Source organism: Pseudomonas sp. S10E 269 (assembly GCF_002798465.1).
Taxonomy (GTDB): domain Bacteria; phylum Pseudomonadota; class Gammaproteobacteria; order Pseudomonadales; family Pseudomonadaceae; genus Aquipseudomonas; species Aquipseudomonas pergaminensis.
This window is the reverse complement of the sequence record NZ_PHIJ01000001.1, coordinates 713,847-738,274: the sequence shown is the minus strand read 5'-3', so window position 1 is coordinate 738,274 and position 24,428 is coordinate 713,847. Positions and strand designations below refer to the sequence as shown.

Here is a 24,428-nt window from a genome sequence, read left to right as displayed (position 1 = left end):
CGTGCTTTCGGGCGAAATCATGCCCTATCAGCTTTACGAATCATTACAGACAACCGGGCCCTGCCTGACTATGTTGCAGGTACCGGGCAGGATGCATCGGGCATCGCAGCTCTCATAACAATAAAAGAGACGGACCCATGCAGAACTCGACCCAAGCGGCGAATGCCTGGCGCATTCTGTTCCTGCTGTTCCTCGCCAACCTGTTCAATTTCTTCGATCGCACCATTCCCGCGATTATCATCGAGCCAATCCGCATGGAATGGCACCTGAGCGACTTTCAGCTCGGCATCATCGGCACCGCCTTCACCATCGTCTACGCCATTGCGGGCTTGCCGCTCGGGCGCCTGGCCGATACCGGCTCGCGCAGCAAACTCATGGGCTGGGGCCTGTTCGCCTGGAGCGGGCTGACGGCGGTCAACGGCATGGTTGGCAGTTTCTGGACGTTTCTGCTGGTGCGCATGGGCATTGGCATCGGCGAAGCCAGCTATGCGCCGGCCGCGAATTCGCTGATTGGCGACCTGTTCCCGGCGCACCGCCGCGCGCGGGCCATGGGAATTTTCATGCTGGGCCTGCCGTTGGGGCTGTTGCTGGCATTCTTCACCATCGGCTGGATGGTCAAGGCGTTCGACAGCTGGCGCGCACCGTTCTTTATCGCGGCGGTGCCGGGGTTGATCCTCGCGGTGTTCATGTTCTACATCAAGGAACCCAAGCGCGGTGCGGCAGAAACCGTGCAAGTCTCCCAGGAACGCGTCGACCGCCCGATCCGCCGCGTACTGGCGGTGCCGACCTTCTTGTGGCTGGTGTTGGCCGGGCTGTGCTTCAACTTCGCCACGTACGCATGTAACTCGTTCCTGGTGCCGATGTTGCAGCGTTACTTCCTGATGCCGTTGCAAGAAGCAGCGGTCGCCACCGGGGTTATCGTGGGGATCACCGGCCTGGTCGGCCTGACCCTGGGTGGCTGGATCGCCGACAAGATCCACCAGCGTGTCGCCAACGGCCGGCTGTTGTTCGCCGCGTTCAGCCTGGTCATCTCCACCGTGACCACAGCCTGGGCGTTGCACGCAGGGCGCATCGAGATCGGCGTATTCGTGGCGCTGTTCAGTGTGGGTTGGCTGTTCGCCTATAACTTCTACACCTGCGTGTACACCGCGATCCAGGACGTGGTCGAACCGCGCCTGCGGGCCACGGCAATGGCGCTGTTTTTTGCCGGGCTGTATTTGCTGGGCGGCGGCATGGGGCCGATCGTTGTCGGGGGCCTGTCCGATCACTTTGCCCACTCGGCGATGTATGCGGCGGGGGCGGAGCAGATGACCGAGGCTTACAAGGCGGTGGGGTTGCATGACGCCATGTACCTGATTCCGGTGGCGTTGTTCCTGACCATGCTGTTTCTGTTCCAGGCGTCGCGCAGTTTTGTGCGCGATGCCAAGCGGATGAAGGATGGGTTGGGGGTGGTTGAGGTGCCGGCGTCCGCGGCGACGGCTTGAGACCGAGGTGCCGCCTTCGCAGGCAAGCCAGCTCCCATATTTTGATTTGTGAATGCATTCAAATGTGGGAACTGGCTTGCCTGCGAAAGGGCAATCAAGGCAAAAAAAAGGCCCGCATTGCGCGGGCCTTCTTTATTGGCGGAGCAGGGCGGTGATCAACCCGCCACCAACACCCGAATCGCTTCCAGTCGCAGCGCCGCCTTGTCCAGCATGGCCAAGCCTTGCTCACGTTGGGTGCGCAGGGCAACCAGCTCGCTGTCACGCACGGTCGGGTTGACCGCTTGCAACGCGGTCAGGCGCGCCAGTTCTTCGTCGGTGTCCGCCGCCAGGCGACGCTTGGCCTCGGCCACACGCTCGGCGTGGCGCGGGGTGATCTTCTCTTCACCGGCGTTGATCCGTGGCGTCAGCTGATCGCGCTGGGCCTGGATGAACTTGTTGGCGCTGGCGCGTGGCACGCTTTCCAGCTGGTCGTTGAGGGTTTCGAACGACACGCGGCTGGACAGGTCGTTGCCATTGGCATCCAACAGGCAACGCAGGGCGGCCGGTGGCAGGTAGCGACCCAGTTGCAGCGAACGCGGGGCCACCACTTCACTCACGTAGAGCAGTTCCAGCAACACCGTGCCCGGCTTCAGCGCCTTGTTCTTGATCAGTGCCACGGCGGTGTTGCCCATCGAACCGGACAGCACCAGGTCCATGCCGCCCTGCACCATCGGGTGTTCCCAGGTGATGAACTGCATGTCTTCGCGCGACAGCGCCTGGTTGCGGTCGTAGGTGATGGTCACACCTTCGTCGTCGCCCAGGGGGAAGCTGGCGTCGAGCATTTTTTCGCTGGGCTTGAGGATCAGCGCGTTTTCCGAATGGTCTTCGCTGTCGATGCCGAACGCGTCGAACAGGGTTTCCATGTAGATCGGCAGGGCGAACTGGTCGTCTTGCTCGAGGATGTCCTCGACCAGCGCATCACCTTCACCCGCGCCGCCGGAGTTGAGTTCCAGCAGGCGGTCGCGACCAGTGTGCAGCTCTTCTTCAAGACGCTCGCGCTCGGCACGGGCCTCGTCGATCAAAGCTTGCCACTCGCCGTCATCGGCATTTTCCAGCAGCGGCAGCAGGCGTGGGCCGAACTGGTGCTGCAAGGCGTTGCCGGTCGGGCAGGTGTTTAGGAAGGCGTTCAGCGCTTCGTGGTACCACTGGAACAGGCGCTCTTGCGGGCTGGTTTCCAGGTACGGCACGTGCAGTTCGATCACGTGTTTCTGGCCGATCCGGTCCAGACGGCCGATCCGCTGTTCCAGCAAGTCGGGGTGGGACGGCAGGTCGAACAGCACCAAGTGGTGGGAGAACTGGAAGTTGCGGCCTTCACTGCCGATTTCCGAGCAGATCAGCACCTGGGCGCCAAACTCTTCATCGGCGAAGTAGGCGGCGGCGCGGTCACGCTCGAGGATGTTCATGCCCTCGTGGAACACCGTGGCCGGAATGCCGGAGCGCACGCGCAGGGCGTCTTCCAGGTCCATGGCGGTTTCGGCGTGGGCACAGATCACCAGGACCTTGGTGCGCTTGAGCATTTTCAACTGGTCGATCAGCCACTCCACCCGTGGGTCGAATCGCCACCAGCGGTTTTCTTCTTCAACGTCCGGCTGCGACTGGAAGCTGACTTCCGGGTACAGCTCGGCGTGTTCGCCCAGCGGCAACTCGAGGTACTCGTCCGGGTTCGGCAACGGGTAGGCGTGCAGTTTGCGCTCCGGGAAGCCTTGCACCGCGGCGCGGGTATTGCGGAACAGCACGCGGCCAGTGCCGTGGCGGTCGAGCAACTCACGCACCAGGCGTGCGCTGGCTTCGGTGTCGCCATCGTTGACGGCGGTGAGCAGGGCTTCACCTTCGTTGCCGAGGAAACCCTGGATGGTCTTGTGCGCCGTAGGGGAGAGGCGCCCCTTGTCCAGTAGCTCCTGCACGGCTTCGGCGACCGGGCGATAGTTCTCGCTTTCGGCACGGAAGGCGGCGAGGTCGTGGAAGCGGTTCGGGTCGAGCAGGCGCAGGCGCGCGAAGTGGCTGTCCTGGCCCAATTGTTCCGGGGTGGCGGTAAGCAGCAGCACGCCCGGGATCACTTCGGCCAGTTGTTCAACCAGCGAGTACTCGGGGCTGGCCTTGTCTTCGTGCCACACCAGGTGGTGAGCTTCGTCGACCACCAGCAGGTCCCAGCCCGCAGCGAACAATGCGTCCTGGGCCTTCTCGTCGTCCACCAGCCACTCCAGTGCGACCAGCGCCAACTGGGTGTCTTCGAACGGGTTGGTGGCATCGCTTTCGATAAAGCGTTCTTCGTCGAACAGCGCAACCTGCAGGTTGAAGCGGCGGCGCATTTCCACCAGCCATTGGTGCTGCAGGTTTTCCGGGACCAGGATCAGCACACGGTTGGCGCGGCCCGACAGCAATTGGCGATGGATCACCAGGCCAGCTTCGATGGTCTTGCCCAGGCCCACTTCGTCGGCCAGCAACACCCGTGGCGCGATACGGTCAGCGACTTCGCGGGCGATGTGCAGTTGGTGAGCAATAGGTTGCGCACGCACGCCACCCAGGCCCCACAGCGAGGACTGCAACTGGCGGCTGGTGTGTTCAAGCGTGTGGTAACGCAGCGAGAACCAGGCCAGCGGGTCGATCTGGCCGGCGAACAGACGGTCGCTGGCCAGGCGGAACTGGATGAAGTTGGAGAGTTGGGTTTCCGGCAGGGTGACCTGCTCGTTCTGCCCATTGAGGCCGTGGTACACCAGCAGGCCATCGACGTCGTCGACTTCCTGCACGGTCATTTTCCAGCCTTCGAAATGGGTGATGGAGTCGCCCGGCGAAAACCTCACGCGAGTGAGGGGCGCATTCCGTAGCGCATACTGGCGGGTGTCGCCAGTGGCCGGATAGAGCACGGTCAACAAGCGGCCGTCCTGTGCCAGAACGGTGCCTAACCCCAGCTCTGCTTCGCTGTCACTAATCCAGCGTTGCCCCGGTTGATACTGCTGCGCCATGCTGCCTGACTCCCGCCGTGAAAAAGCCGACTATCTTAACGGAACAAGCCCCCACGCCCAAGGACTCTGAGAAAAACTACTCCCTTGGCGCGGCGTATCGGAGGCCGAATCGACGGGTGGCGGGCACTTGCGAGTGTCGACTGGGTCACAGGTTGGCGAGCCTGTACTCAAGTCGCCCTGCAACCCGCCGAAAGCCTGTTGATCAGGAGAATAATCATTATGCTGCCACCCATGTTGCCCGTCAGCGTTGTGCCGGTGACGTCACAACTCGATCCGGTGCGCCAGAAGCCGGATATCCCGCCCGTGGTACCCGTTCAGCCGGGCTCCAACGAGAGCACGATCGACTTGAAAAAGGGCGATGCCGAGACCTCGACCTTTTTGCTGCGTGAAGAACAACGGCGCCAGCAGGAACAGCAGAAACGCCGGCGCGAGGCCGACGAAGACCCGGAGCAGCACCTGGCCATTCCGGGGGACCTGCTCAACGCCGACAACACCGTGCCGGTGGTGCCGTTGATCGAAGATGCGCCGCGCCAGGGCCTGTGGGTGGACGTCGAGGTTTAGTCGCGCAATTCCCGTAGGGCGGCTATCAGCAACTCGATATCGTGCTCGTTGTTGAGCGGGCTGACTGAAATCCGCGCCACGCTTTCCAGGCCCCGCGCCTGCATGTCCAGCGGCGTGTACGCGACACCGTTGGCCCCGATGTTAACGCGCTTCAACCCCAGGCGCCGCTTGAGTTCAAAGGCATCCCAACCAGCCAGGTTGAAGGCGATCAAGCCGGATTGACGAGTCCCCAGGTCGTGCAGGGTAATACCCTCAATCCCTTGCAACGCTTCGCGGATTTGCGCGCTGGTCTGCGAAACCCTCTCCCAGACGCGCTCGATGCCCAGTCGATTCATCTCTTGCAGCGCATTGCCCAGCCCCGCCAGCAAGGCGAAGGATGTTTCGCTGGTTTCAAAGCGCCGTGCATCATTGCGCAGGTCAAACCCTTGAGCCGTCCATGGCGCTGAAAACACGTCACGCTGGGCAGGGTTCAATCGCTCAAGAAAGTCTGGTCGCACATAGAGCAGCGCCGTGCCACGCGGCCCACGCAGGTGTTTGCGCCCCGCCGACTTGAGCACATCGCACTGCAGCGCTTGCACATCCACCGGCACTTGGCCCACGGCTTGTCCGGCGTCGATGAAGTAGGGGATGGCGTGACGCCTGGCCACGTCGCCGATGGCTTGGGCAGGGTTGATCAGCCCGCCATTGGCCGGGAGCCAAGTAAGGTCGATCAACTTCACCCTGGTATCGATCATCGACTCCAGCGCCAGCGGGCACACGGCGCCGCTTTCATCACAGGGGATGACTTCTATCCGGGCGCCGGCTTGCACCGCCAGGTCCATGCTCGCCAGGTTGCCCCCCCATTCGTGGCGGCCCACGAGAATGCGATCGCCCGGCTGCCAGGGCCCCAAGGCCTGGAATGCCATGCTCCAGGCGGTCGAGCCACTGCTGGCAAATGCGATGGATGAGGCGGGGGCGTTAAGCAGTTGCGCGGCGGCACGACGGGCTTTTTCCATCAGCACTGCGCCATGTTCGCCGGCCTCCATCGGGCCGTCGCGGGCCTCACGCTGCAGTTGCTCGATGATCGCGTCGAGAGTCGCCTGGCTGGGCAGGGAGGCGCCGGCTGGGTTGAAGTGCACGATGCCGGACTGGCAGCCAGGCGTTTCATCCCGTAACTGCTGGACGTCGAGCGGGCTCACGGGCGCAGCTCGAACAGTGCATCAACCTCCACGGCCACACCGGCGGGCAGGCTGGAGACGCCCACGGCGGTGCGCACGTGCCGGCCCTTTTCGCCGAGGGCGTTGACCAGCAGGTTGGAGGCACCGTTGGCGACCACGCTTTGTTGCTTGAAGTCGCCGCTGCTGGCGATAAACACCCCCAGGCGCACGGTACGCACCAGGCGCGACAGGTCATCTCCGAGGGCGTCGCTCAACTGCCCGAGCAAGCCCAGGGCGGCCAGCTCTGCCGCGTGTGCGCCTTCGTCATCGCTGATGGACTCGCCCAGCCGACCGACATAAGCCGGTTTGCCATCCACCAGGGGGATTTGCCCGGACACGAACAGGTGGTGCTGGCTCACGACATGGTTGATGTAGTTGGCAATCGGCTGGCTGGGTGTGGGCAGTGTGAGGCCCAGGGCTTGCACGCGTTGGCGGAGGGAGTCGCTCATGATGAAACCTCTCTGTTCAGGAGGTTCCAGCATGTGAGGTGTGGCGATGGGCGACAAACGGATAGATCTCACGCGACGTATCGAAAAAACTCACGCGTCGGCGCAGGCCTCCTTCAGCCATTGGCTGAAACACGCAGCGGCTTCGCTGGTAGCGCCTTGGGGGGCGATGAGCCAATAGCCGATGTCGCTGTGATAGGGCGGCCAATCAAAGGCTTCCACCAGGCTGCCGTCCTGCAGCCGACGCTCGATCAGGCGATGACGGCCCATGGCAATGCCTTGGCCGGCCACGGCGGCTTCGACCACGATGTTGTAGTCGTGCAGCATTACGCGGGGGTTGCGGGTGAGGTCGATCTGGTAGTGCTCGGACCAATCGGTCCATTCAAATGGCCGGTGCGATGTCGCCATCAGCAGCGGGCTGTCATGCAGGGCCTTGAACGTCGGGCTGCACACCGGGGAGATGACTTCCGGCATCAATCGCGTGGCCTGCACGTCGGGCCAGTCGCCCTTGCCGTAGCGGATGGCCAGGTCAACTTCGGCGCCAGCGACGTTGGCCAGTTGGATCGCCGGCAACAACTCCACCTGGATATGCGGATAACGGTTTAGAAAGGCGGCCAGGCGTGGCGCCAGCCACAGGGTGGCGAAGGAGGCCAACAGGCCGACGCGCAGCACGGTGGTGCTGGGCGCCGTTCTCTGGGCGCGAGTGGCGGCGGCGATGGCGTCGAGTGCTGGGCGGATTTCGTCGTAGTACTGTTGGCCGTCGGTAGTCAGATCGATGGCGCGGGTGCGTCTGATAAACAGCGGTTTACCCAGGTGCTGCTCTAGTTTCTGCACCTGATGACTGAGGGCGCTTTGGGTGACCGACAACTCGTTCGCCGCCTTGATAAAACTCAGATGCCGCGCGACGGCCTCGAAGGCACGCAGGGCCAGCAGCGGCGGAAGGTCGTTGTGCAGTGCCACCGGGTGCGCCTCCTGATTTGGGTGGAAAGTGCCGATTTTGGGCGATGGCCTGCCTTTTGTCGCCGGTTGATTTGCCGTCGGGCGGGGGAGGCCGCATTATTGAGCCATTCCCTCCACGACGTAAGCCAAGCCATGAGTGAAGACGACAAGTTGATCGACCTGAATGCCGAACGTGCCAAGCGCGTGCATGACCTCAATGACAAGCGCCTGAATGAAGTGCGCCAGGCATTCGAACAGGCCATGCCACTGGGCAAAGTGAAGAAAAAGCCGAAGAACAAGCCAAAAAAGCGTTGAAACAGCCTGCATCCATTGATGCAGGTCAGTTATTGCCCTTCTTTACGCCCCGTCGCGGGCGACATTGATCCCGGTCAATTTTCCAACCCGCCTTCTCCATTAACTTAGCCCTATCGCAACAGGGCAAGTGCAGGAGGCCGGTCATGTTTTTCGATAATGTGGTGTTTGCCGGAGTGCTGACTGTAAGCCTCATGGTGATGTTTTTTGTAGGGTTTGGATTTTTTATCTGGAAAGACGCGAACAAGCGTAAAAAACCGTAAGTCTTTCCGGATTACATGGGCACGCAAGGCATTTTGGGCGACTTCGGTCGCCCTTTTTTTTGCCTTGAATTAACACGATGACTTGTAGGAGCCGGCTTGCCGGCGATGGTCGTTAACGATCAAGCGATATGTCTGGAAAAGCATGGCGCCTTTAGGCCCTTCGCCGCCAAGCCAGCGCCTACAGAAATACGAACATAAAAAAAGGTGCGACCCTCGCGGATTGCACCTTTTTTATTACCGCCGGGTTATCAGCTACCCAGCGCCTTGGACGCCAGCCAGAACAACCCGGCCGACAGGGCCACGGTGGCGGGCAGGGTCAGCACCCAGGCCATCAGGATGGTCTTCACGGTGCCGCCTTGCAGGCCGCTTTTGTTTGCGACCATGGTACCGGCCACACCCGACGACAGTACGTGGGTGGTGGATACCGGCAGCGCAAAGATGTTGGCAAAGCCAATCATGGTTGCGGTGGTGATCTGCGCCGACATGCCCTGGGCATAGGTCATGCCCTGCTTGCCGATCTTCTCGCCGATGGTCAGAACCACACGCTTCCAGCCCACCATGGTGCCTAGGCCCAAGGCCAGTGCAACGGCGAGGATTACCCAGAACGGTGCATATTCTGTGGTGGCGGTCAGGTCTTTGCGCAGCTTGTCGAGGTCGGATTTCTCACGGGCATCCAGGCCTGGCAGCTTGCCGACTTTCTTCGCGGTGTCGTCCAGGCAGAGCAGATAGCGACGCACTTCAATGCGCTGGTCAGCACTCAGCGAGTGATAGTCGGACACGCCCTTCAACGTGTCGACCAGCGCGTTGATGGTCGGCTCGGTCTGCTGCGGGTTGCACTGGAACTTGCCTGGCAGATCGTCCTTCACGCTTTTGCCCAGGGCCAGGAACTCGCCAAGCGTGGCGTTGTTGCGCTGGTAGAACTGGCTCAAATGCACGGTCGCATCGCGAGTACGTTCGATCTGGTAAGTGGTGCTGCCCAAGTCGAGTACGAACTGTGCCGGCACGATACCGATCAGCACCAGCATGATCAGGCCGATACCCTTCTGGCCGTCGTTGGAGCCGTGCACGAAGCTCACGGCCATGGCGGAGATCACCAGGACCAGGCGGTTCCAGAATGGCGGGTGCTTCTTGTCATCGAGCTTGCGGCGCTGGTCCGGGGTCTTGTGCATCTTCGACAGCGGGCGCCACCACTTCAGGCCGATCAGCACCAGGGCTGCGACCAGGAAGCCGGCCATCGGCGAGAACACCAGGGAGGCACCGATATCCACCGCTTTCTGCCAGTTCACACCGTCAGCCAGGGGGATGTCGTTGATCAGGGCATTGGCCAGGCCGACACCGAGGATCGAACCGATCAGGGTGTGGGAACTGGAGGCCGGGATACCGAAGTACCAGGTGCCCAGGTTCCAGGTGATCGCCGCTGCCAATAAAGAGAAGACCATCGCCAGGCCATGGCCGGTGTTCACATTGATCAGCAACTCCACCGGCAGCAAGTGCACGATGGCGTAGGCGACACCGACACCCCCGAGCAACACGCCGAGGAAGTTGAACACCCCGGAGAAGAACACGGCCAGGTGTGGCGGCATGGCTTTGGTATAGATGACTGTGGCCACCGCGTTAGCGGTGTCATGAAAGCCATTGATGAACTCGAAGGCGAGGACAAAGGCCAGGGCGAGCAACAGGCTCACGAGAACCCAAGCATCCAGTCCGCTGAATAAATCGATCATGAAGGTTTTCTGACCCGGTCGTAAGGGGGCGCGATTATGCCAGAAAACCTCAGTAATCGATGCACTAGCTGCTCATCGGTAACAATCTTCCCTGAAAAAAAACCGGGAAAAGGCGTGCATCCCAGGGTTTTCGGGGCTCTGGCAAGTCTTTGATTTATAAAGCGCAGGGGGGCTAGGGCGGGGGATTGTCACAAAATCGTCATCCCTGAAACATTTGTATGAAATTTTACAGACGGCAGTGGTATGCAAGGTGGCCGGCTGCTAGCGATGTGCCAGCAGCCGAGGCCAAACCTTGAGGCTCAGACCGAATTGCTTATGGCTCTTCGGTTTTGAGTTCCTGTTCAATCTTTTGGATTTCCTGGGCAAATGCCTGGTCGAGCAGGCTGGCTCGTTTACGCCATGGTTTGCGTTCAGGTTCAGGCTGGGCGGCGTAGGTGGTGACTTCCCCGCCGTAAACGTCCTTGTAACGTTGCTCCTGGCGCTCAAGTTCCGCGCGCAGTTCATCTTTCGTCACATTGTTACCTAATTGAGTTGAGAGTAAATACGTTGCAGCGTTGTGCCGGAATGCGCCCTCGGGGTGTCCCAAGTTGATCCGTAGAAACGTCCAACTTCGGAATAGGCAAGGGCGGCACTTGTTGAGTGCAGTCATTCGGGGCAGGTAGTTGCAATCGACACTGCACGGCCCGTGCAGTGCCTGGCGAGCTCCGGTTCCGATCATGCAACCGGGCGGACCTGCGCATAGAGTGCATTATAGCGGCGCATTTGAATAACACTATCAGCATAAAGTTAAAAACCATCAACTTTGTGTGAGCGTTTTGTTACACGGCCCCTTGGGTAACTGCGCAAATATTGGCGTCATAAATTCACGCAACTTCGGAGGTTATTAAGCACCGCTTAATTTCAAACAGCCCTGCACCCCGGCCATGGCTGTCCGCAGGCAAATTGCGATAATCGATTGATCGTCCGATAATCGCACAATGTTGTTGGCCCTGCCTTGTGCATCCCGGCTGACGCGGCTTGTAATAGCAGCCAAACCTCCCTGCGGTTGACAATAAGAGAAAGGATCCCGACATGAACGATCAATTGCGCAATTCCTTCGCGTCAGTGGCGCCGCCGATCGTTGCTTCGCCGGCCAAGCGCATCCAGGCGTTTACCGGTGATCCGGACTTCATGACCTCCCTGGCCCGTGGCCTGGCCGTGGTGCAGGCGTTTCAGGAGCGCAAGCGCCACCTCACCATCGCGCAGATCAGCCACCGTACCGAAATTCCCCGCGCCGCCGTGCGCCGTTGCCTGCACACCTTGATCAAGCTGGGCTACGCCACCACCGACGGGCGGACCTATTCGCTGTTGCCCAAAGTCTTGACCCTGGGCCACGCCTACCTGTCGTCGACGCCGCTGGCGGTGTCGGCCCAGCCTTATCTGGACCGCATGAGCGAGCAACTCCACGAAGCCTGCAACATGGCCACCCTCGAAGGCGACGACATTCTCTACATCGCCCGTTCGGCCACCACTCAGCGCCTGATTTCCGTGGACCTGTCGGTGGGTGGCCGGCTGCCGGCCTATTGCACCTCCATGGGCCGCATCCTGCTCGCGGCGCTGGACGACGCCTCGCTGCAGGATTACCTCGACCATGCCGACCTGCAAACCAAGACCAGCCGCACCCTGACCACGCCCGAGGCGCTGTTCGAATGCCTGCAACAAGTGCGTCAGCAGGGCTGGTGCATCGTCGACCAGGAGCTCGAACAGGGCCTGCGTTCCATTGCCGTGCCGGTCTATGACGCCTCCGGCCAGGTGCTGGCTGCGTTGAACGTCAGCACCCACGCCGGCCGGGTCAGCCGCGGCGAGCTGGAACAACGCTTCCTGCCGAGCATGCTCAGCGCCAGCCGCGAGTTGAGCGCGCAGCTGTTTGCCTAAGCTGTTCGGTGACCGCACAGATCCCGGTTTGGTCAATTGACGCTGTTTCCCCTGGCTTATTAATGTGCGGCAGCGCTTTGAGCGCCGCCCAATAATAACGACGACCTCAGGTCGTCAGCCCGCCATCGGTGTGGAAATAAAAATAATGAATCAGCCCTCTGTCGGTACTACGTTGGACGTCCAGTCCTTCATCAACACCCAGCCACTGTCACGCTACCAGTGGCGTGTGGTGATCCTGTGTTTCCTGATCGTGTTCCTCGATGGCCTCGACACCGCCGCCATGGGCTTCATCGCGCCTGCGCTGTCCCAGGACTGGGGCATCGACCGCGCCAGCCTCGGCCCGGTGATGAGCGCCGCGTTGATCGGCATGGTCTTCGGCGCGCTGGGTTCTGGCCCCCTGGCGGATCGTTTCGGTCGCAAAGTGGTGCTGGTGGGTGCGGTGCTGGTGTTTGGCGCGTTCAGCCTGGCCTCGGCCTACAGCAGCAACGTCGACCAACTGCTGGTGCTGCGCTTCCTCACCGGGCTGGGCCTGGGCGCGGGCATGCCGAATGCGACAACGCTGCTGTCGGAGTACACCCCCGAACGCCATAAGTCGCTGCTGGTGACCAGCATGTTCTGCGGCTTCAACCTGGGCATGGCCGGGGGCGGGTTTATCTCGGCCAAGCTGATCCCGGCGTTCGGCTGGCACAGCCTGCTACTCATCGGCGGCATCCTGCCGTTGATCTTGGCGTTGGTGTTGTTGGTGTGGCTGCCGGAATCGGCGCGTTACCTGGTGGTGCGTAACCGGGGGACCGACAAGGTGCGCAAAACCTTGTCCCCCATCGAGCCCTCTATCGTTGCCCAGGCCAGCCATTTCAGCGTCCCCGAGCAGAAAACCGTCAAGGCGCGCAACGTGTTTGCGGTGATCTTTTCCGGCACCTACAGCGCCGGCACCTTGCTGCTGTGGCTCACCTATTTCATGGGTTTGGTGATCGTGTACCTGCTCACCAGCTGGTTGCCGACCCTGATGCGCGACAGCGGCGCCAGCATGGAACAAGCGGCGTTCATCGGCGCGCTGTTCCAGTTCGGCGGCGTGTTGAGCGCGGTGGGCGTGGGGTGGGCCATGGACCGCTTCAACCCCCATAAGGTCATCGGCACGTTCTACCTGCTGGCCGGGGTATTTGCCTACGCAGTAGGGCAGAGCCTGGGCAATATCACCTTGCTTGCCACCCTGGTGCTGATGGCCGGGATGTGCGTCAACGGTGCGCAATCGGCGATGCCGTCCCTGGCCGCACGCTTCTACCCGACCCAGGGCCGCGCCACGGGCGTGTCGTGGATGCTGGGTATCGGTCGCTTCGGCGCGATCCTGGGGGCATGGATGGGCGCGACCTTGCTCGGCCTGGGCTGGAACTTCGAGCAGGTGCTCACCGCCCTGGTGATCCCCGCCGCGTTGGCCACGGCCGCTGTCGTTATCAAAGGAATGGTCAGCCACGCCGATGCTACCTGATCATGGCCGCTTTTCCGGTGGGAGCCGGCTTGCCTGCGATGCAGGCGACTCGTTAGGCAAGTGACACTGCGGCGATGCCATCGCAGGCAAGCCAGCTCCCACATTGACCGCGTTCCTCCAGATTATTAGCCAGGCAGCAATCCGTTCGATAATCGAACACTGAGTCGATTATCGGATTGTTCGGCCCATTTCCCCGGCTTAATCTTCAAGCACTTCGGCGCCACCTCAGCGCCTTTTTCGATCAACACCGGGAGCCCCAACCCCATGGCTGAAATCCTCGCGCTGCGTGACGCGGTGAAGCAATTCGTGAACGACGGCGATACCGTCGCGCTGGAAGGCTTCACCCATCTGATCCCTACGGCAGCGGGTCATGAAATCATTCGTCAGGGCAAGAAAGACCTGACGCTGGTGCGTATGACGCCTGACCTGATCTACGACCAGTTGATCGGTGCTGGCTGCGCCCGCAAGTTGATTTTCTCCTGGGGCGGCAACCCAGGTGTGGGCTCCCTGCATCGCCTGCGTGACGCGGTCGAGAAGCAATGGCCGCAACCGCTGGAAATTGAAGAGCACAGCCACGCCGACCTGGCCAATGCCTATGTCGCCGGTGCATCGGGCCTGCCTTTTGCGGTGCTGCGTGCCTACGCCGGTTCCGACCTGCCCAAGGTCAACCCACTGATCAAGACCGTGACCTGCCCGTTCACCGGTGAAGTGCTGGCGGCGGTGCCCTCGGTGCGTCCGGATGTCAGCGTGATCCACGCACAAAAAGCCGACCGCAAGGGCAACGTGTTGCTGTGGGGCATCCTTGGCGTGCAGAAGGAAGCGGCCCTGGCGGCCAAGCGCTGCATCGTCACCGTCGAGGAAATCGTCGACGACCTCAACGCGCCCATGAACAGTTGTGTGCTGCCGACCTGGGCCCTGACTGCGGTGTGCCATGTTCCCGGTGGCGCGCATCCGTCCTACGCTCACGGCTACAACGAGCGTGACAATCGCTTCTACCAGGCGTGGGACCCGATCGCCCGCGACCGTGAGACCTTTACCGCCTGGATCAAAGAATACATCCACGGCACTGCCGATTTCACCGAATTCCAGGCCAAGCTGGCCACCGCGCAGGAGGCCAAGTAATGGCTTACTCGACCAATGAAATGATGACCGTCGCCGCCGCGCGTCGCCTCAAGAATGGCTCCGTGTGCTTCGTCGGCATCGGCCTGCCGTCCAAGGCGGCCAACCTGGCGCGCCTGACCTCGTCGCCGGATGTGGTGCTGATCTACGAGTCCGGCCCGATTGGCGCCAAACCGTCGGTGCTGCCGCTGTCCATCGGTGATGGTGAACTGGCGGAAACCGCCGACACCGTCGTACCGACCGGTGAGATCTTTCGCTATTGGCTGCAAGGTGGGCGCATCGATGTGGGCTTTCTCGGCGCGGCCCAGGTCGATCGCTTCGGCAACATCAACACCACCGTGGTCGGTGACTACCACCAACCCAAAGTGCGTCTGCCGGGTGCCGGTGGGGCGCCGGAAATTGCTGGCTCGGCCAAGAGCGTGCTGATCATCCTCAAGCAGTCGGCGCGTTCGTTTGTCGACAAACTGGACTTCATCACCTCGGTGGGCCACGGCGAAGGCGGCGACTCGCGCAAACGCCTGGGTCTGCCGGGCGCGGGGCCTGTAGGGATCATTACCGACCTGTGCATTATGGAACCGGAAGCGGGCACCCATGAATTCGTGGTCACCGCGCTGCACCCTGGCGTGACCCGTGAGCAAGTGGTGGCGGCCACTGGTTGGGCGATTCGTTTTGCCGACCAGGTCGACACCACCGCCGAACCGACTGAAGTAGAGCTGACCGCCCTGCGTGACCTTGAAGCACGCACTGCGGCCGCCCATGGCCAAGCGCCGGGAGAAGCCTGATGCGCGACGTATTTATCTGTGATGCCATTCGTACCCCCATCGGCCGTTTCGGCGGTGGCCTGTCCACCGTGCGTGCCGATGATTTGGCGGCGCTGCCGATCAAGGCCCTGATTGAACGTAACCCGTCTGTGGACTGGCAGGCCGTCGATGAAGTGTTCCTCGGCTGCGCCAACCAGGCCGGCGAAGACAACCGCAACGTGGCGCGCATGGCGCTGTTGCTGGCGGGCCTGCCGGAAAGCATTCCGGGTGTGACTCTCAACCGCTTGTGCGCCTCGGGCATGGACGCGATCGGCACGGCCTTCCGCGCGATTGCCAGCGGCGAAATGGAGCTGGCGATCGCCGGTGGCGTCGAGTCGATGTCCCGCGCGCCGTTCGTGATGGGCAAGGCCGACGCAGCGTTCTCACGCAACATGAAGCTGGAAGACACCACCATCGGCTGGCGTTTTATCAACCCGCTGATGAAAGCTCAGTACGGCGTGGATGCGATGCCGCAGACCGCCGACAACGTTGCCGACGACTACAAGGTGTCCCGCGCCGACCAAGACGCCTTCGCCCTGCGCAGCCAACAACGCACCGCTGCGGCCCAGGCCGCCGGCTTTTTCGCCGAAGAGATCGTGCCGGTGCGGGTTGCGCATAAAAAAGGCGAAACCGTGGTGGAGCACGACGAGCATCCACGTGACACCACTCTGGAAGCCCTGGCCAAGCTCAAGCCGGTCAACGGCCCGGACAAAACCGTCACCGCTGGCAACGCCTCGGGCGTGAACGACGGTGCGGCGGCGCTGATCCTGGCCTCCGCCGAAGCGGTCAAGAAACATGGCCTGACCGCCCGCGCCCGCGTATTGGGCATGGCCAGCGCCGGTGTCGCACCGCGCGTGATGGGCATCGGCCCGGTGCCAGCGGTGCGTAAGCTGGTCGAGCGCCTTGGCCTGGCCGTGACCGATTTCGATGTGATCGAACTCAACGAGGCCTTCGCCAGCCAAGGCCTGGCCGTGCTGCGTGAACTGGGCATCGCCGACGACGCGCCCCAGGTCAACCCGAACGGCGGCGCCATCGCCCTCGGCCATCCACTGGGCATGAGTGGCGCGCGGTTGGTGCTGACGGCCCTGCACCAACTCGAAAAAACCGGCGGCAGCAAAGGCCTGGCGACCATGTGTGTCGGTGTTGGCCAAGGCCTGGCCCTGGCGATTGAACGCATCAAATAAGAGAGGATTGCTCCATGAGTGACAAGCCCGGATACCGGCGCCCGCAAGCGGGCACTCAACCTGATTATCTGCACCCGGCCTACCAGTCGACGAACCTGCGTTCGCCGTCGCAGCCCTTGGTGTTCCTGCCCCATTCCTTGTCGGAAATCACCGGCCCGACCATCGGCGCCGAGCGCGTCAATGAGAAGGACAATGACCTCACCGCCCAGCATGAAGGCGAGCCCCAGGGCGAACGCATCATCATCCACGGCCGTGTGCTCGACGAAAACGGCCTGCCAGTGCCGGGCATCCTTGTCGAGATCTGGCAAGCCAACGCCGCCGGCCGCTACAACCACAAGCGCGACGTGCACGACGCGCCGTTGGACCCGAACTTCACCGGCACCGGCCGCACCGTCACCGACGCCGATGGCTGGTACCAGTTCCAGACCATCAAGCCCGGCGCCTACCCGTGGGGCAACCACCACAACGCGTGGCGCCCGGCGCATATCCACTTTTCGCTGTTCGGCCCGAGTGTGCTGACGCGCTTGGTGACGCAGATGTATTTCCCCGGCGACCCGCTGCTGGAATACGACCCGATCTATAACTGCGTGCCGGACACTTCGGCCAAGCAACGTTTGATCGCCAGCTTCGACCTGGAAAAAACCATTCCTTCCTATGCCCTCGGCTACCGCTGGGACATTGTCCTGCGCGGCCGCGACGCAACGCCGATGGAGAAATGAGATGACACTCAACGCGACCACGTCCCACACCGTCGGGCCGTACTACCACATCGGCCTGACCTGGCTGAACCGCGAAGACCTCACCGTGGCCGCCACCCTTGGCGAGCGTGTGGCGATCAGCGGGCAGGTGGTGGATGGCAACGGCGATGTCGTCAATGACGCCATGCTCGAAGTCTGGCAGGCCAACGCCGCCGGCAAGTACGACCATCCCGAAGATGAGCAGGACAAAGCGCTGGACCCGAACTTCGAAGGCTTCGGCCGGGTGCCGGTGGACGCCGAAGGGCGGTTTCGCTTTACCACCATCAAGCCGGGTGCCGTGCCCGGCCTGAAGGGCACCACCCAAGCGCCACACCTGGTGGTGCTGGTGTTTGCCAGGGGCTTGGTGAAGCACTTGCTGACGCGGATTTACTTTGACGGTGAGGCGCTGAATGGGGATGACCCGTTGTTGGCGTGTGTGCCGGCAGATCGGCGCGAAACCTTGATTGCCAAGCAGGATGCAGAGGGTGTGCATCAGTGGAATGTGATTTTGCAGGGCACAGACCGGGAAACAGTGTTCTTTGATTATTGAGTTGGCTTGAGAGCATTCGCGAGCAAGCCCGCTCCCACATTCGATCGAGTTTCAACTCTGGAATGCGGTCAACTGTGGGAGCGGGCTTGCCCGCGAAGAGGCCCTCACAGGCACGACATACCTAAAAGTCTTGTTGCGGAACGAGCTTGTTGCAAAGTATGTCTAGGCTACACACGTTCCCACTGAGTGAAAAATCATGACAACAACAACGAGTCACTACACCGGAGAAGAACGCAGCAAACGGATTTTTGCGATCGTCGGGGCCTCCTCCGGCAACCTCGTCGAATGGTTCGACTTTTATGTCTATGCCTTCTGCGCCATCTACTTTGCGCCGGCGTTTTTCCCGTCGGACGACCCCACGGTCCAACTGCTCAACACTGCCGGTGTGTTCGCTGCCGGTTTCCTGATGCGTCCTATCGGCGGCTGGCTGTTTGGCCGGGTGGCCGATAAACATGGCCGCAAGAATTCGATGATGATCTCGGTGCTGATGATGTGTGCCGGCTCCCTGGTCATCGCCTTCCTCCCGACGTACAAGGACATCGGCGCCTGGGCGCCGGCGTTGCTGCTGGTCGCGCGCTTGTTCCAGGGCCTGTCGGTGGGGGGCGAATACGGCACCACCGCGACCTACATGAGTGAAGTCGCGCTCAAGGGCCAGCGCGGTTTCTTCGCGTCGTTCCAGTACGTGACCCTGATCGGCGGGCAACTGCTGGCAGTGCTGGTGGTGGTGATCCTGCAACAGATTCTCACCGAAGAAGAATTGCGCGCCTGGGGCTGGCGGATTCCGTTCGTGATGGGCGCCATTGCGGCAGTGATCTCGCTGCTGCTGCGTCGCACCCTCAAGGAAACCACCAGCAAGGAAACCCGCCAGGACAAGGACGCCGGCAGCATCGCCGCGTTGTTCCGTGACCACAAGGCGGCGTTTATCACCGTGCTCGGCTACACCGCCGGTGGCTCGCTGATTTTCTACACCTTTACCACCTACATGCAGAAATACCTGGTGAACACCGCCGGGATGCACGCCAAGACCGCCAGCTACATCATGACCGGCGCGCTGTTCCTCTACATGTGCATGCAGCCGCTGTTCGGCATGCTGGCCGACAAGATCGGCCGTCGTAACTCGATGCTGTGGTTCGGCGCGCTGGGCACCCTGTGCACGGTGCCGATCCTGCTCAGCCTGAAAACCGTCAGCAGCCCGTTCCTGGCCTTTGTGCTGATCACCCTGGCCCTGGCCATCGTGAGTTTCTACACCTCGATCAGCGGCCTGGTGAAAGCCGAAATGTTCCCGCCGCAAGTGCGCGCCCTGGGCGTTGGCCTGGCGTATGCGGTGGCCAACGCGATCTTCGGGGGTTCGGCGGAATACGTGGCCCTGGGCCTGAAGTCCATGGGCATGGAAAACACTTTCTATTGGTACGTCACCGCCATGATGGCGGTGGCCTTCCTGTTCAGCTTGCGCTTGCCGAAACAGGCGGCGTACTTGCACCACGATTTGTAAGGGAAGGGTTATGACACTGCGCACGAGCAATCAATTGTTCGACGCTTACTTCACGGCGGACAGCATGGCCGAGGTGTTCTGCGACCAGGGACGTTTGCAGGGCATGTTGGATTTTGAAGCCGGGTTGGCCCGGGCCCAGGCCCAGGTCGGCTTGATTCCCCAGGCGGCTGTCGCACCCATCGCCCAGGCATGCCTGGCGTCGCTGTACGACGTGGATGCCCTGGGCGTGGCGATTGCCACGGCGGGGAATTCGGCGATTCCGCTGGTGAAGGCGCTGGGCAAGTTGATTGCCAGTGAAGATGCCGGGGCCGAGCGCTACGTGCATCTGGGCGCGACCAGCCAGGATGTGATGGACACCGGCCTGGTGCTGCAACTGCGGCGAGCGGTTGCATTGATCGAAACGGACCTGGCACGCCTGGGCGACATTCTTGCCAGCCAGGCCCAGCGTTATGCCGGTGTGCCCTTGGCGGGGCGGACCTGGCTGCAGCATGCGACGCCGGTCACCCTGGGGATGAAAATCGCCGGTTGGCTGGGGGCCGTGACCCGCAGTCGCCAGCGCCTGGCAGAGCTGAAGCCGCGCCTGCTGGTGCTGCAATTCGGTGGTGCGTCCGGCACCCTGGCAGCGCTTGGCGAGCAGGCAATGCCCGTGGCCCAGGCGCTGGCAGCGGAGTTGCAACTGAGCCTGCCCGAGCAACCCTGGCACACCCAGCGCGATCGCCTGGTCGAACTCGCCAGCGTGCTCGGTTTGATCGCTGGCAGCCTGGGTAAATTGGGCCGCGATATCAGCCTGTTGATGCAGACCGAAGCGGCGGAAGTTTTCGAACCTTCGGCGCCGGGCAAGGGCGGTTCTTCCACCATGCCGCACAAACGCAACCCGGTGGGCGCAGCCGTGCTGATCAGCACGGCCACCCGTGTGCCGGGCCTGGTGGCGACGATGTTCAGCGCCATGCCCCAGGAACACGAGCGCAGCCTGGGCCTGTGGCATGCCGAATGGGAAACCTTGCCGGAGATCTGTCGCCTGGTGTCGGGTGCACTGCAACAGGCTTTGCTGGTCAGCGAAGGCTTGGAAGTCGACCCGCAGCGCATGGCGCAAAACCTCGACCTGACCCAGGGCCTGGTGTTGGCTGAAGCCGTGAGCATCGTGCTCGCCCAGCGACTGGGCCGGGAAACGGCACACCACCTGCTGGAGCAATGCTGCAAGCGTGCTGTCGCCGAGGGGCGGCACTTGCGTGCGGTACTGGCGGATGAACCGCAGATCACTGCCGAGCTGTCAGCGGCCGAATTGGACCGCCTGCTCGACCCGGCCCATTACCTGGGCCTGGCGCAAACCTGGGTCACCCGCGCTGTAGCCGAACACTTTGCTTGAGGAGACCACCGTGGCATTTTTACACCTCGCCGATGGCGAACTGCATTACCAATTGGATGGGCCCGTGGATGCGCCCGTGCTGGTGCTGTCCAATTCATTGGGCACCGACCTGCATATGTGGGACATCCAGATCCCGGCCTTTACCCAACATTTTCGCGTGCTGCGTTTTGATACCCGTGGCCATGGCAAGTCTCTGGTCACGGCGGGTCCTTACAGCATCGAGCAACTGGGTCGCGATGTGATCGCGTTGCTGGATGCGCTGGATATTCAACGTGCACATTTCTGCGGCTTGTCCATGGGCGGCCTGATCGGCCAATGGCTGGGCATCAACGCCGGCGAGCGCCTGCAGCGCCTGGTGGTGTGCAACACCGCCGCCAAGATCGGCACGCCCGAAGTGTGGAACCCGCGCATCGAGATGGTGCTGCGTGATGGCGCGGCAGCGATGGTCGCGCTGCGCGACGCATCGATTGCGCGCTGGTTCACCGCTGATTTCGCGGCGGCCAACCCACACCAGGCCAAGCAGATCACCGACATGCTCGCAGCGACCTCGCCTGAAGGTTACGCCGCAAACTGCGCGGCGGTGCGTGACGCCGATTTCCGCGAGCAGCTGTCTTCGATCAAGGTGCCGACCCTGATCGTTGCCGGCACTGAAGATGCCGTCACACCGCCGGCCGGCGGTCACTTTATCCAAAACCATGTGCAGGGTGCCGAGTACGCCGAGTTCTATGCGGCGCACCTGTCGAACGTACAGGCGGGCGCGGCGTTCAGTGACCGTGTGCTGGAATTTCTGCTGGCGCACTAAACCTGTGGCGAGGGCGCTCATTGTAGTGAGCGGGCTTGCCCCGCGCTGAGGCGCGAAGCATCCCCAATAAAGGCAACACACTTTTTCAGATGAGTGTGGAGTTGTCAGGTTTTAGGGCTGCTGCGCAGCCCAGCGCGGGACAAGCCCGCTCACCACAAGTAATCGATTTGAATACGGAGAATTTGTATTGGACGAGAAACAACGTTATGCCGAGGGCCTGCAAGTGCGCCGTGAAGTGCTGGGCGATGCCCATGTCGACCGCAGCCTCAATGCCCTGACCGAATTCAACAGTGAATTTCAGGAAATGATCACCCGCCACGCCTGGGGTGATATCTGGACCCGTCCCGGCCTGCCACGGCATACCCGCAGCCTGATCACCATCGCCATGCTCATCGGCATGAACCGCAGCGAAGAACTCAAGCTGCACCTGCGCGCCGCCGCCAGCAACGGCGTGACCCGCGCCGAGATCAAGGAAGTGCTGATGCAGAGCGCGATCTACTGCGGGATCCCGGCGGCGAATGCCACGTTCCACTTGGCGGAGTCGGTGTGGGATGAGCTGGGTATCGAGTCGCGCCAGGCTGACTGAGTTGAAATACAGTCAAAATGTGGGAGCGGGCTTGCTCGCGAAAGCGGTGATTCAGTTAATACCTGTGCTGACTGACACATCGCATTCGCGAGCAAGCCCGCTCCCACAGTTAATCTTTACAGGGTTTCAAAAATCAGTGGGAGTCGGCGTCCCACACCCAATTCCACACGCCTGGCAGATGCACCTCTTCACTCACCTCCTTGACCGTACGCGCCAACGCCGCGCGCTGTAGCTGGGCGGTGTCGGTGTAGAAGGGCTCGGCGGCAGTCTTCATGCCGTTGATCCGGGCGCTGTCCAGCAGGATCTGCAAGTACTCCTGCATATGCCGCGCGGTGTAGCGGTTGATGTCGTGGAAGGTCACCACCACCGGTATCACCCCGTCCACTGTCGGCAACTCACCCAACGCAATGCGCTCGCGCACCACCGACAGTTGCCGGTATAAATTGGCCCGGCGGCGCGGGCTGCCGTTGAAGCCCCAGATCTTGCCGTCATTGGCGCTCAGGTCCGTCAGTAATACGTGCATGCCATGGCGCTGGTAAGCGGCGAAGGTGCGTCGGTCGTAATTCCAGAACGGCGGGCGCACCAGCACCGGCGGCGCGCCTGTGATCGCGGCAATATCGGCGGCGCCTTGGCTGAGGGTGCTTTCCAGTTCGGCATCGTTCAGCCAGCGGTGGTTGGTGTGAAACCCCGTGGCCGTGTGGAAGGCCAGGATGTGACCGGCCGCATACTCGCGCTGCATGGTCTTGCGGCCCCTTGCGCTGCCGCCGGAACGGGCTGCTTCGGTCTGCAAGAAGAACACCGCCTTGATCCCCGGCAGCACCGGGTTCTGCGCCAGGTCGGCGATCACCGACCGGCTCGGGTTGTTGTAGCCCGACGCGCTCGGGCCGTCATCGAAGGTCAGCAGGAAGCGGATCGGCGCCTGGGCTTGCAGGCGTTGCTCGGTTTGCGGCGTGAGGGCAATAGGCGCGCCGATGCAGCCGCTGAGGCTCAGGACCAGGGCTAGGAGGGCGGACGCATAAGCGAAGGATTTCATGGTGTGCGCGGGCTCGAATGAAAGCCGCTGCTGATTCAGCTCAGCAGCGGCAGGCGCGCACCATACAGCAAGGCCAATGATGGTTTACAGCAGGCTTATCGGGTAACTGACGATCAACCGGTTTTCGTCGAACTCATTGTTGCTGTAGTCGCGGCGCATGCTGGAGTTACGCAGGCGCACATTGAGGTTTTTGGCTACGCCGCTTTGCACGGTATAGCCCACTTCGGTTTCGCGGCCCCATTCCTTGCCGTCGGTGAGGGTGCCGGTGTGCACGTTGCTGCCGCTGATGTAGCGGTTCATCAGGGTCAGGCCGGGCACGCCGAGGGCGGCGAAGTTGTAGTCGTGGCGCACTTGCCAGGATTTTTCCTGGGCATTGTCGTAGCTGCTGTTGTAGCTGTCGTTGGCCAGGGTGCCGCCGCTGGTGCCGTTGACGCGCATCCAGGCGCTGTTGCCGGTGAGCTTTTGCAGGCCGACGTAGAAGGTGTTGCCGCCGTATTTGGCGGAGAACAGGCCGGACCAGGTTTTATTGTCCAGGTTGCCAGCGCGGGCGCTGCCGTCGTCTTTGCCGTAGAAAAAGCCGAGGTTGGCACCCAGGGTCCAGGCGCCGATGGGCTGGCTGTGGATCAGGTTGACGAACTGCTGGCTGTAGATGTCCTTGAGCTGGGCATTCCACAGGCCGATCTGGGTGCGCTTGTCGTTGAACGCATACTCGCCGCCCTGGAAGTTGAAGCGGTCGGAGGTGAACGCGGTTTTACCGAACATCGACATGTCACTCATGCTGCTGTCGTCACGCGGGCTGTTGGCGCGGAACTGGCCGCCATAGAGGGTCAGGCCGTCGATTTCCTTGGAGGTGATCTGCCCGCCGCGCAAGGTCTGCGGCAGGGAGCGGCCATCGTCCGAGCGCAGGATCGGCAGCACCGGCATCCATTCGCCGACCTTCACTTCGGTCTTGGAAATGCGCGCCTTGAACGCCACCCCCAGCCGTCCGAATTCATCCGCAGGGCGGCCGTCATGGTCCAGCGGCAACAGCTGGGTGCCGCCGGTGCCGCGTCCGCCATCCAGCTTCAACGAATACAGCCCCAGCACATCTACGCCGAACCCCACGGTGCCCTGGGTAAAGCCGGACTTGGCGTCGAGGATGAAACTCTGCGTCCACTCCTGCGCGCCACCTTGGGCCTTGGTGGGGTTGGTGTAATTGCGGTTGAAGAAGAAATTGCGCAGGTTGAGGTTGGCGCTGGCGTCTTCGAGAAAGCCGTGTTCCTCGGCGACAACGGGGAGGGCAAGACTGGCGACAGCGGTAGCCAGCAGCAGCCGGCGCGGGTGGAAAGTGCTCATGGTGTCGGACCTGTTGTTATTGGGTTTATGCAGGTGGCGGCCATGGTGCGCGGCGGTGCGGGGGCGATGAAAGTGGGGGAGAGCGGGTTGTGGGCGA

23 protein-coding genes are annotated in these 24,428 nt (G+C 62.0%); 15 read left to right on the top strand and 8 right to left on the bottom strand.

The features are described 5' to 3' along the window. Positions 1 to 137: 137 nt before the first annotated feature. Positions 138 to 1,484 carry an MFS transporter gene (locus tag CWC48_RS03570; protein ID WP_100491351.1) on the top strand — a complete coding sequence of 449 codons (1,347 nt, stop codon included), beginning with the start codon at positions 138 to 140 and terminating at the stop codon, positions 1,482 to 1,484. A 155-nt stretch (positions 1,485 to 1,639) separates the two neighbouring features. Here the strand turns inward: CWC48_RS03570 and rapA are convergent, their stop codons facing one another. After that, positions 1,640 to 4,486: an RNA polymerase-associated protein RapA gene (gene rapA / locus CWC48_RS03565; protein ID WP_078047264.1), complete on the bottom strand. Its 2,847-nt coding sequence runs from the start codon at positions 4,484 to 4,486 to the stop codon at positions 1,640 to 1,642. 219 nt (positions 4,487 to 4,705) lie between these two features. Here rapA and CWC48_RS03560 point away from each other — a divergent pair, with 219 nt between their 5' ends. Continuing rightward, a complete protein-coding gene (locus tag CWC48_RS03560; protein WP_078047265.1) occupies positions 4,706 to 5,047 on the top strand; it encodes an aspartate-semialdehyde dehydrogenase in 342 nt (113 codons plus the stop codon). Here the strand turns inward: CWC48_RS03560 and CWC48_RS03555 are convergent. The 3 genes from CWC48_RS03555 to CWC48_RS03545 form a co-directional block, all read right to left on the bottom strand. After that, the gene (locus CWC48_RS03555) at positions 5,044 to 6,225 is read right to left on the bottom strand and encodes an aminotransferase class V-fold PLP-dependent enzyme (RefSeq protein WP_100491350.1); all 1,182 of its coding nucleotides are present in this window, start codon (positions 6,223 to 6,225) and stop codon (positions 5,044 to 5,046) included. The genes CWC48_RS03560 and CWC48_RS03555 overlap by 4 nt on opposite strands. Continuing rightward, positions 6,222 to 6,692, bottom strand: coding sequence for a RidA family protein (locus tag CWC48_RS03550; protein WP_078047267.1), 471 nt, complete (start codon positions 6,690 to 6,692; stop codon positions 6,222 to 6,224). Before CWC48_RS03550 ends, CWC48_RS03555 begins: the two co-directional genes overlap by 4 nt. Before the next feature lie 90 nt (positions 6,693 to 6,782). After that, positions 6,783 to 7,649, bottom strand: coding sequence for a LysR substrate-binding domain-containing protein (locus CWC48_RS03545; RefSeq protein ID WP_100491349.1), 867 nt, complete (start codon positions 7,647 to 7,649; stop codon positions 6,783 to 6,785). A gap of 99 nt (positions 7,650 to 7,748) precedes the next feature. Here CWC48_RS03545 and CWC48_RS30100 point away from each other — a divergent pair, with 99 nt between their 5' ends. After that, positions 7,749 to 7,943 carry a hypothetical protein gene (locus CWC48_RS30100; RefSeq protein ID WP_141537463.1) on the top strand — a complete coding sequence of 65 codons (195 nt, stop codon included), beginning with the start codon at positions 7,749 to 7,751 and terminating at the stop codon, positions 7,941 to 7,943. A 143-nt stretch (positions 7,944 to 8,086) separates the two neighbouring features. Continuing rightward, complete coding sequence (ccoM, locus tag CWC48_RS30685; protein WP_275957920.1) at positions 8,087 to 8,203, top strand: cytochrome c oxidase subunit CcoM; 117 nt, start codon at positions 8,087 to 8,089, stop codon at positions 8,201 to 8,203. Positions 8,204 to 8,451: 248 nt separating this feature from the next. On the opposite strand, the gene CWC48_RS03540 is transcribed toward ccoM, so the two are convergent. Then, a complete protein-coding gene (locus CWC48_RS03540; protein WP_099493772.1) occupies positions 8,452 to 9,927 on the bottom strand; it encodes an inorganic phosphate transporter in 1,476 nt (491 codons plus the stop codon). Positions 9,928 to 10,240: 313 nt separating this feature from the next. Next, the gene (locus CWC48_RS03535; protein WP_003189295.1) at positions 10,241 to 10,441 is read right to left on the bottom strand and encodes a hypothetical protein; all 201 of its coding nucleotides are present in this window, start codon (positions 10,439 to 10,441) and stop codon (positions 10,241 to 10,243) included. A 557-nt stretch (positions 10,442 to 10,998) separates the two neighbouring features. Between CWC48_RS03535 and pcaR the strand changes: the two genes are divergently transcribed. The 11 genes from pcaR (at position 10,999) to pcaC (ending at position 21,963) form a co-directional block, all read left to right on the top strand. Then, the gene (pcaR, locus tag CWC48_RS03530) at positions 10,999 to 11,841 is read left to right on the top strand and encodes a pca regulon transcriptional regulator PcaR (RefSeq protein WP_078047270.1); all 843 of its coding nucleotides are present in this window, start codon (positions 10,999 to 11,001) and stop codon (positions 11,839 to 11,841) included. Between the two features lie 145 nt (positions 11,842 to 11,986). Continuing rightward, entirely contained in the window at positions 11,987 to 13,327 is a 1,341-nt protein-coding gene (locus CWC48_RS03525; RefSeq protein ID WP_078047272.1) for an MFS transporter, read from the top strand. A 264-nt stretch (positions 13,328 to 13,591) separates the two neighbouring features. Then, positions 13,592 to 14,449, top strand: a complete 858-nt coding sequence (locus CWC48_RS03520) for a CoA transferase subunit A (protein WP_078047273.1) — start codon at positions 13,592 to 13,594, stop codon at positions 14,447 to 14,449. Next, positions 14,449 to 15,228: a CoA-transferase subunit beta gene (locus tag CWC48_RS03515; RefSeq protein ID WP_025855318.1), complete on the top strand. Its 780-nt coding sequence runs from the start codon at positions 14,449 to 14,451 to the stop codon at positions 15,226 to 15,228. Before CWC48_RS03520 ends, CWC48_RS03515 begins: the two co-directional genes overlap by 1 nt. Then, the gene (gene pcaF / locus CWC48_RS03510; protein ID WP_177409523.1) at positions 15,225 to 16,430 is read left to right on the top strand and encodes a 3-oxoadipyl-CoA thiolase; all 1,206 of its coding nucleotides are present in this window, start codon (positions 15,225 to 15,227) and stop codon (positions 16,428 to 16,430) included. The genes CWC48_RS03515 and pcaF overlap by 4 nt, the downstream gene beginning before the upstream one ends. A gap of 14 nt (positions 16,431 to 16,444) precedes the next feature. Then, positions 16,445 to 17,149 carry a protocatechuate 3,4-dioxygenase subunit beta gene (pcaH, locus tag CWC48_RS03505; RefSeq protein WP_078047275.1) on the top strand — a complete coding sequence of 235 codons (705 nt, stop codon included), beginning with the start codon at positions 16,445 to 16,447 and terminating at the stop codon, positions 17,147 to 17,149. A 1-nt stretch (position 17,150) separates the two neighbouring features. Beyond that, complete coding sequence (gene pcaG / locus CWC48_RS03500) at positions 17,151 to 17,717, top strand: protocatechuate 3,4-dioxygenase subunit alpha (protein ID WP_078047276.1); 567 nt, start codon at positions 17,151 to 17,153, stop codon at positions 17,715 to 17,717. A 196-nt stretch (positions 17,718 to 17,913) separates the two neighbouring features. Then, the gene (locus CWC48_RS03495) at positions 17,914 to 19,209 is read left to right on the top strand and encodes an MFS family transporter (protein ID WP_100491348.1); all 1,296 of its coding nucleotides are present in this window, start codon (positions 17,914 to 17,916) and stop codon (positions 19,207 to 19,209) included. A gap of 10 nt (positions 19,210 to 19,219) precedes the next feature. After that, positions 19,220 to 20,575: a 3-carboxy-cis,cis-muconate cycloisomerase gene (locus CWC48_RS03490; RefSeq protein ID WP_099493775.1), complete on the top strand. Its 1,356-nt coding sequence runs from the start codon at positions 19,220 to 19,222 to the stop codon at positions 20,573 to 20,575. 10 nt (positions 20,576 to 20,585) lie between these two features. Further along, on the top strand, positions 20,586 to 21,377 hold the full coding sequence (gene pcaD, locus CWC48_RS03485) for a 3-oxoadipate enol-lactonase (protein WP_100491347.1): 792 nt from the start codon (positions 20,586 to 20,588) through the stop codon (positions 21,375 to 21,377). A 187-nt stretch (positions 21,378 to 21,564) separates the two neighbouring features. Continuing rightward, entirely contained in the window at positions 21,565 to 21,963 is a 399-nt protein-coding gene (gene pcaC, locus CWC48_RS03480) for a 4-carboxymuconolactone decarboxylase (protein WP_068935540.1), read from the top strand. A gap of 133 nt (positions 21,964 to 22,096) precedes the next feature. Here pcaC and CWC48_RS03470 read toward each other — a convergent pair whose 3' ends face one another. Both CWC48_RS03470 and CWC48_RS03465 read right to left on the bottom strand, forming a co-directional pair. Beyond that, the gene (locus CWC48_RS03470; RefSeq protein ID WP_100491346.1) at positions 22,097 to 22,996 is read right to left on the bottom strand and encodes a polysaccharide deacetylase family protein; all 900 of its coding nucleotides are present in this window, start codon (positions 22,994 to 22,996) and stop codon (positions 22,097 to 22,099) included. Positions 22,997 to 23,080: 84 nt separating this feature from the next. Next, positions 23,081 to 24,331 (bottom strand): OprD family porin, encoded by a 1,251-nt coding sequence (locus CWC48_RS03465; protein ID WP_100491345.1) that lies wholly within the window; start codon positions 24,329 to 24,331, stop codon positions 23,081 to 23,083. Between the last annotated feature and the right edge of the window lie 97 nt (positions 24,332 to 24,428).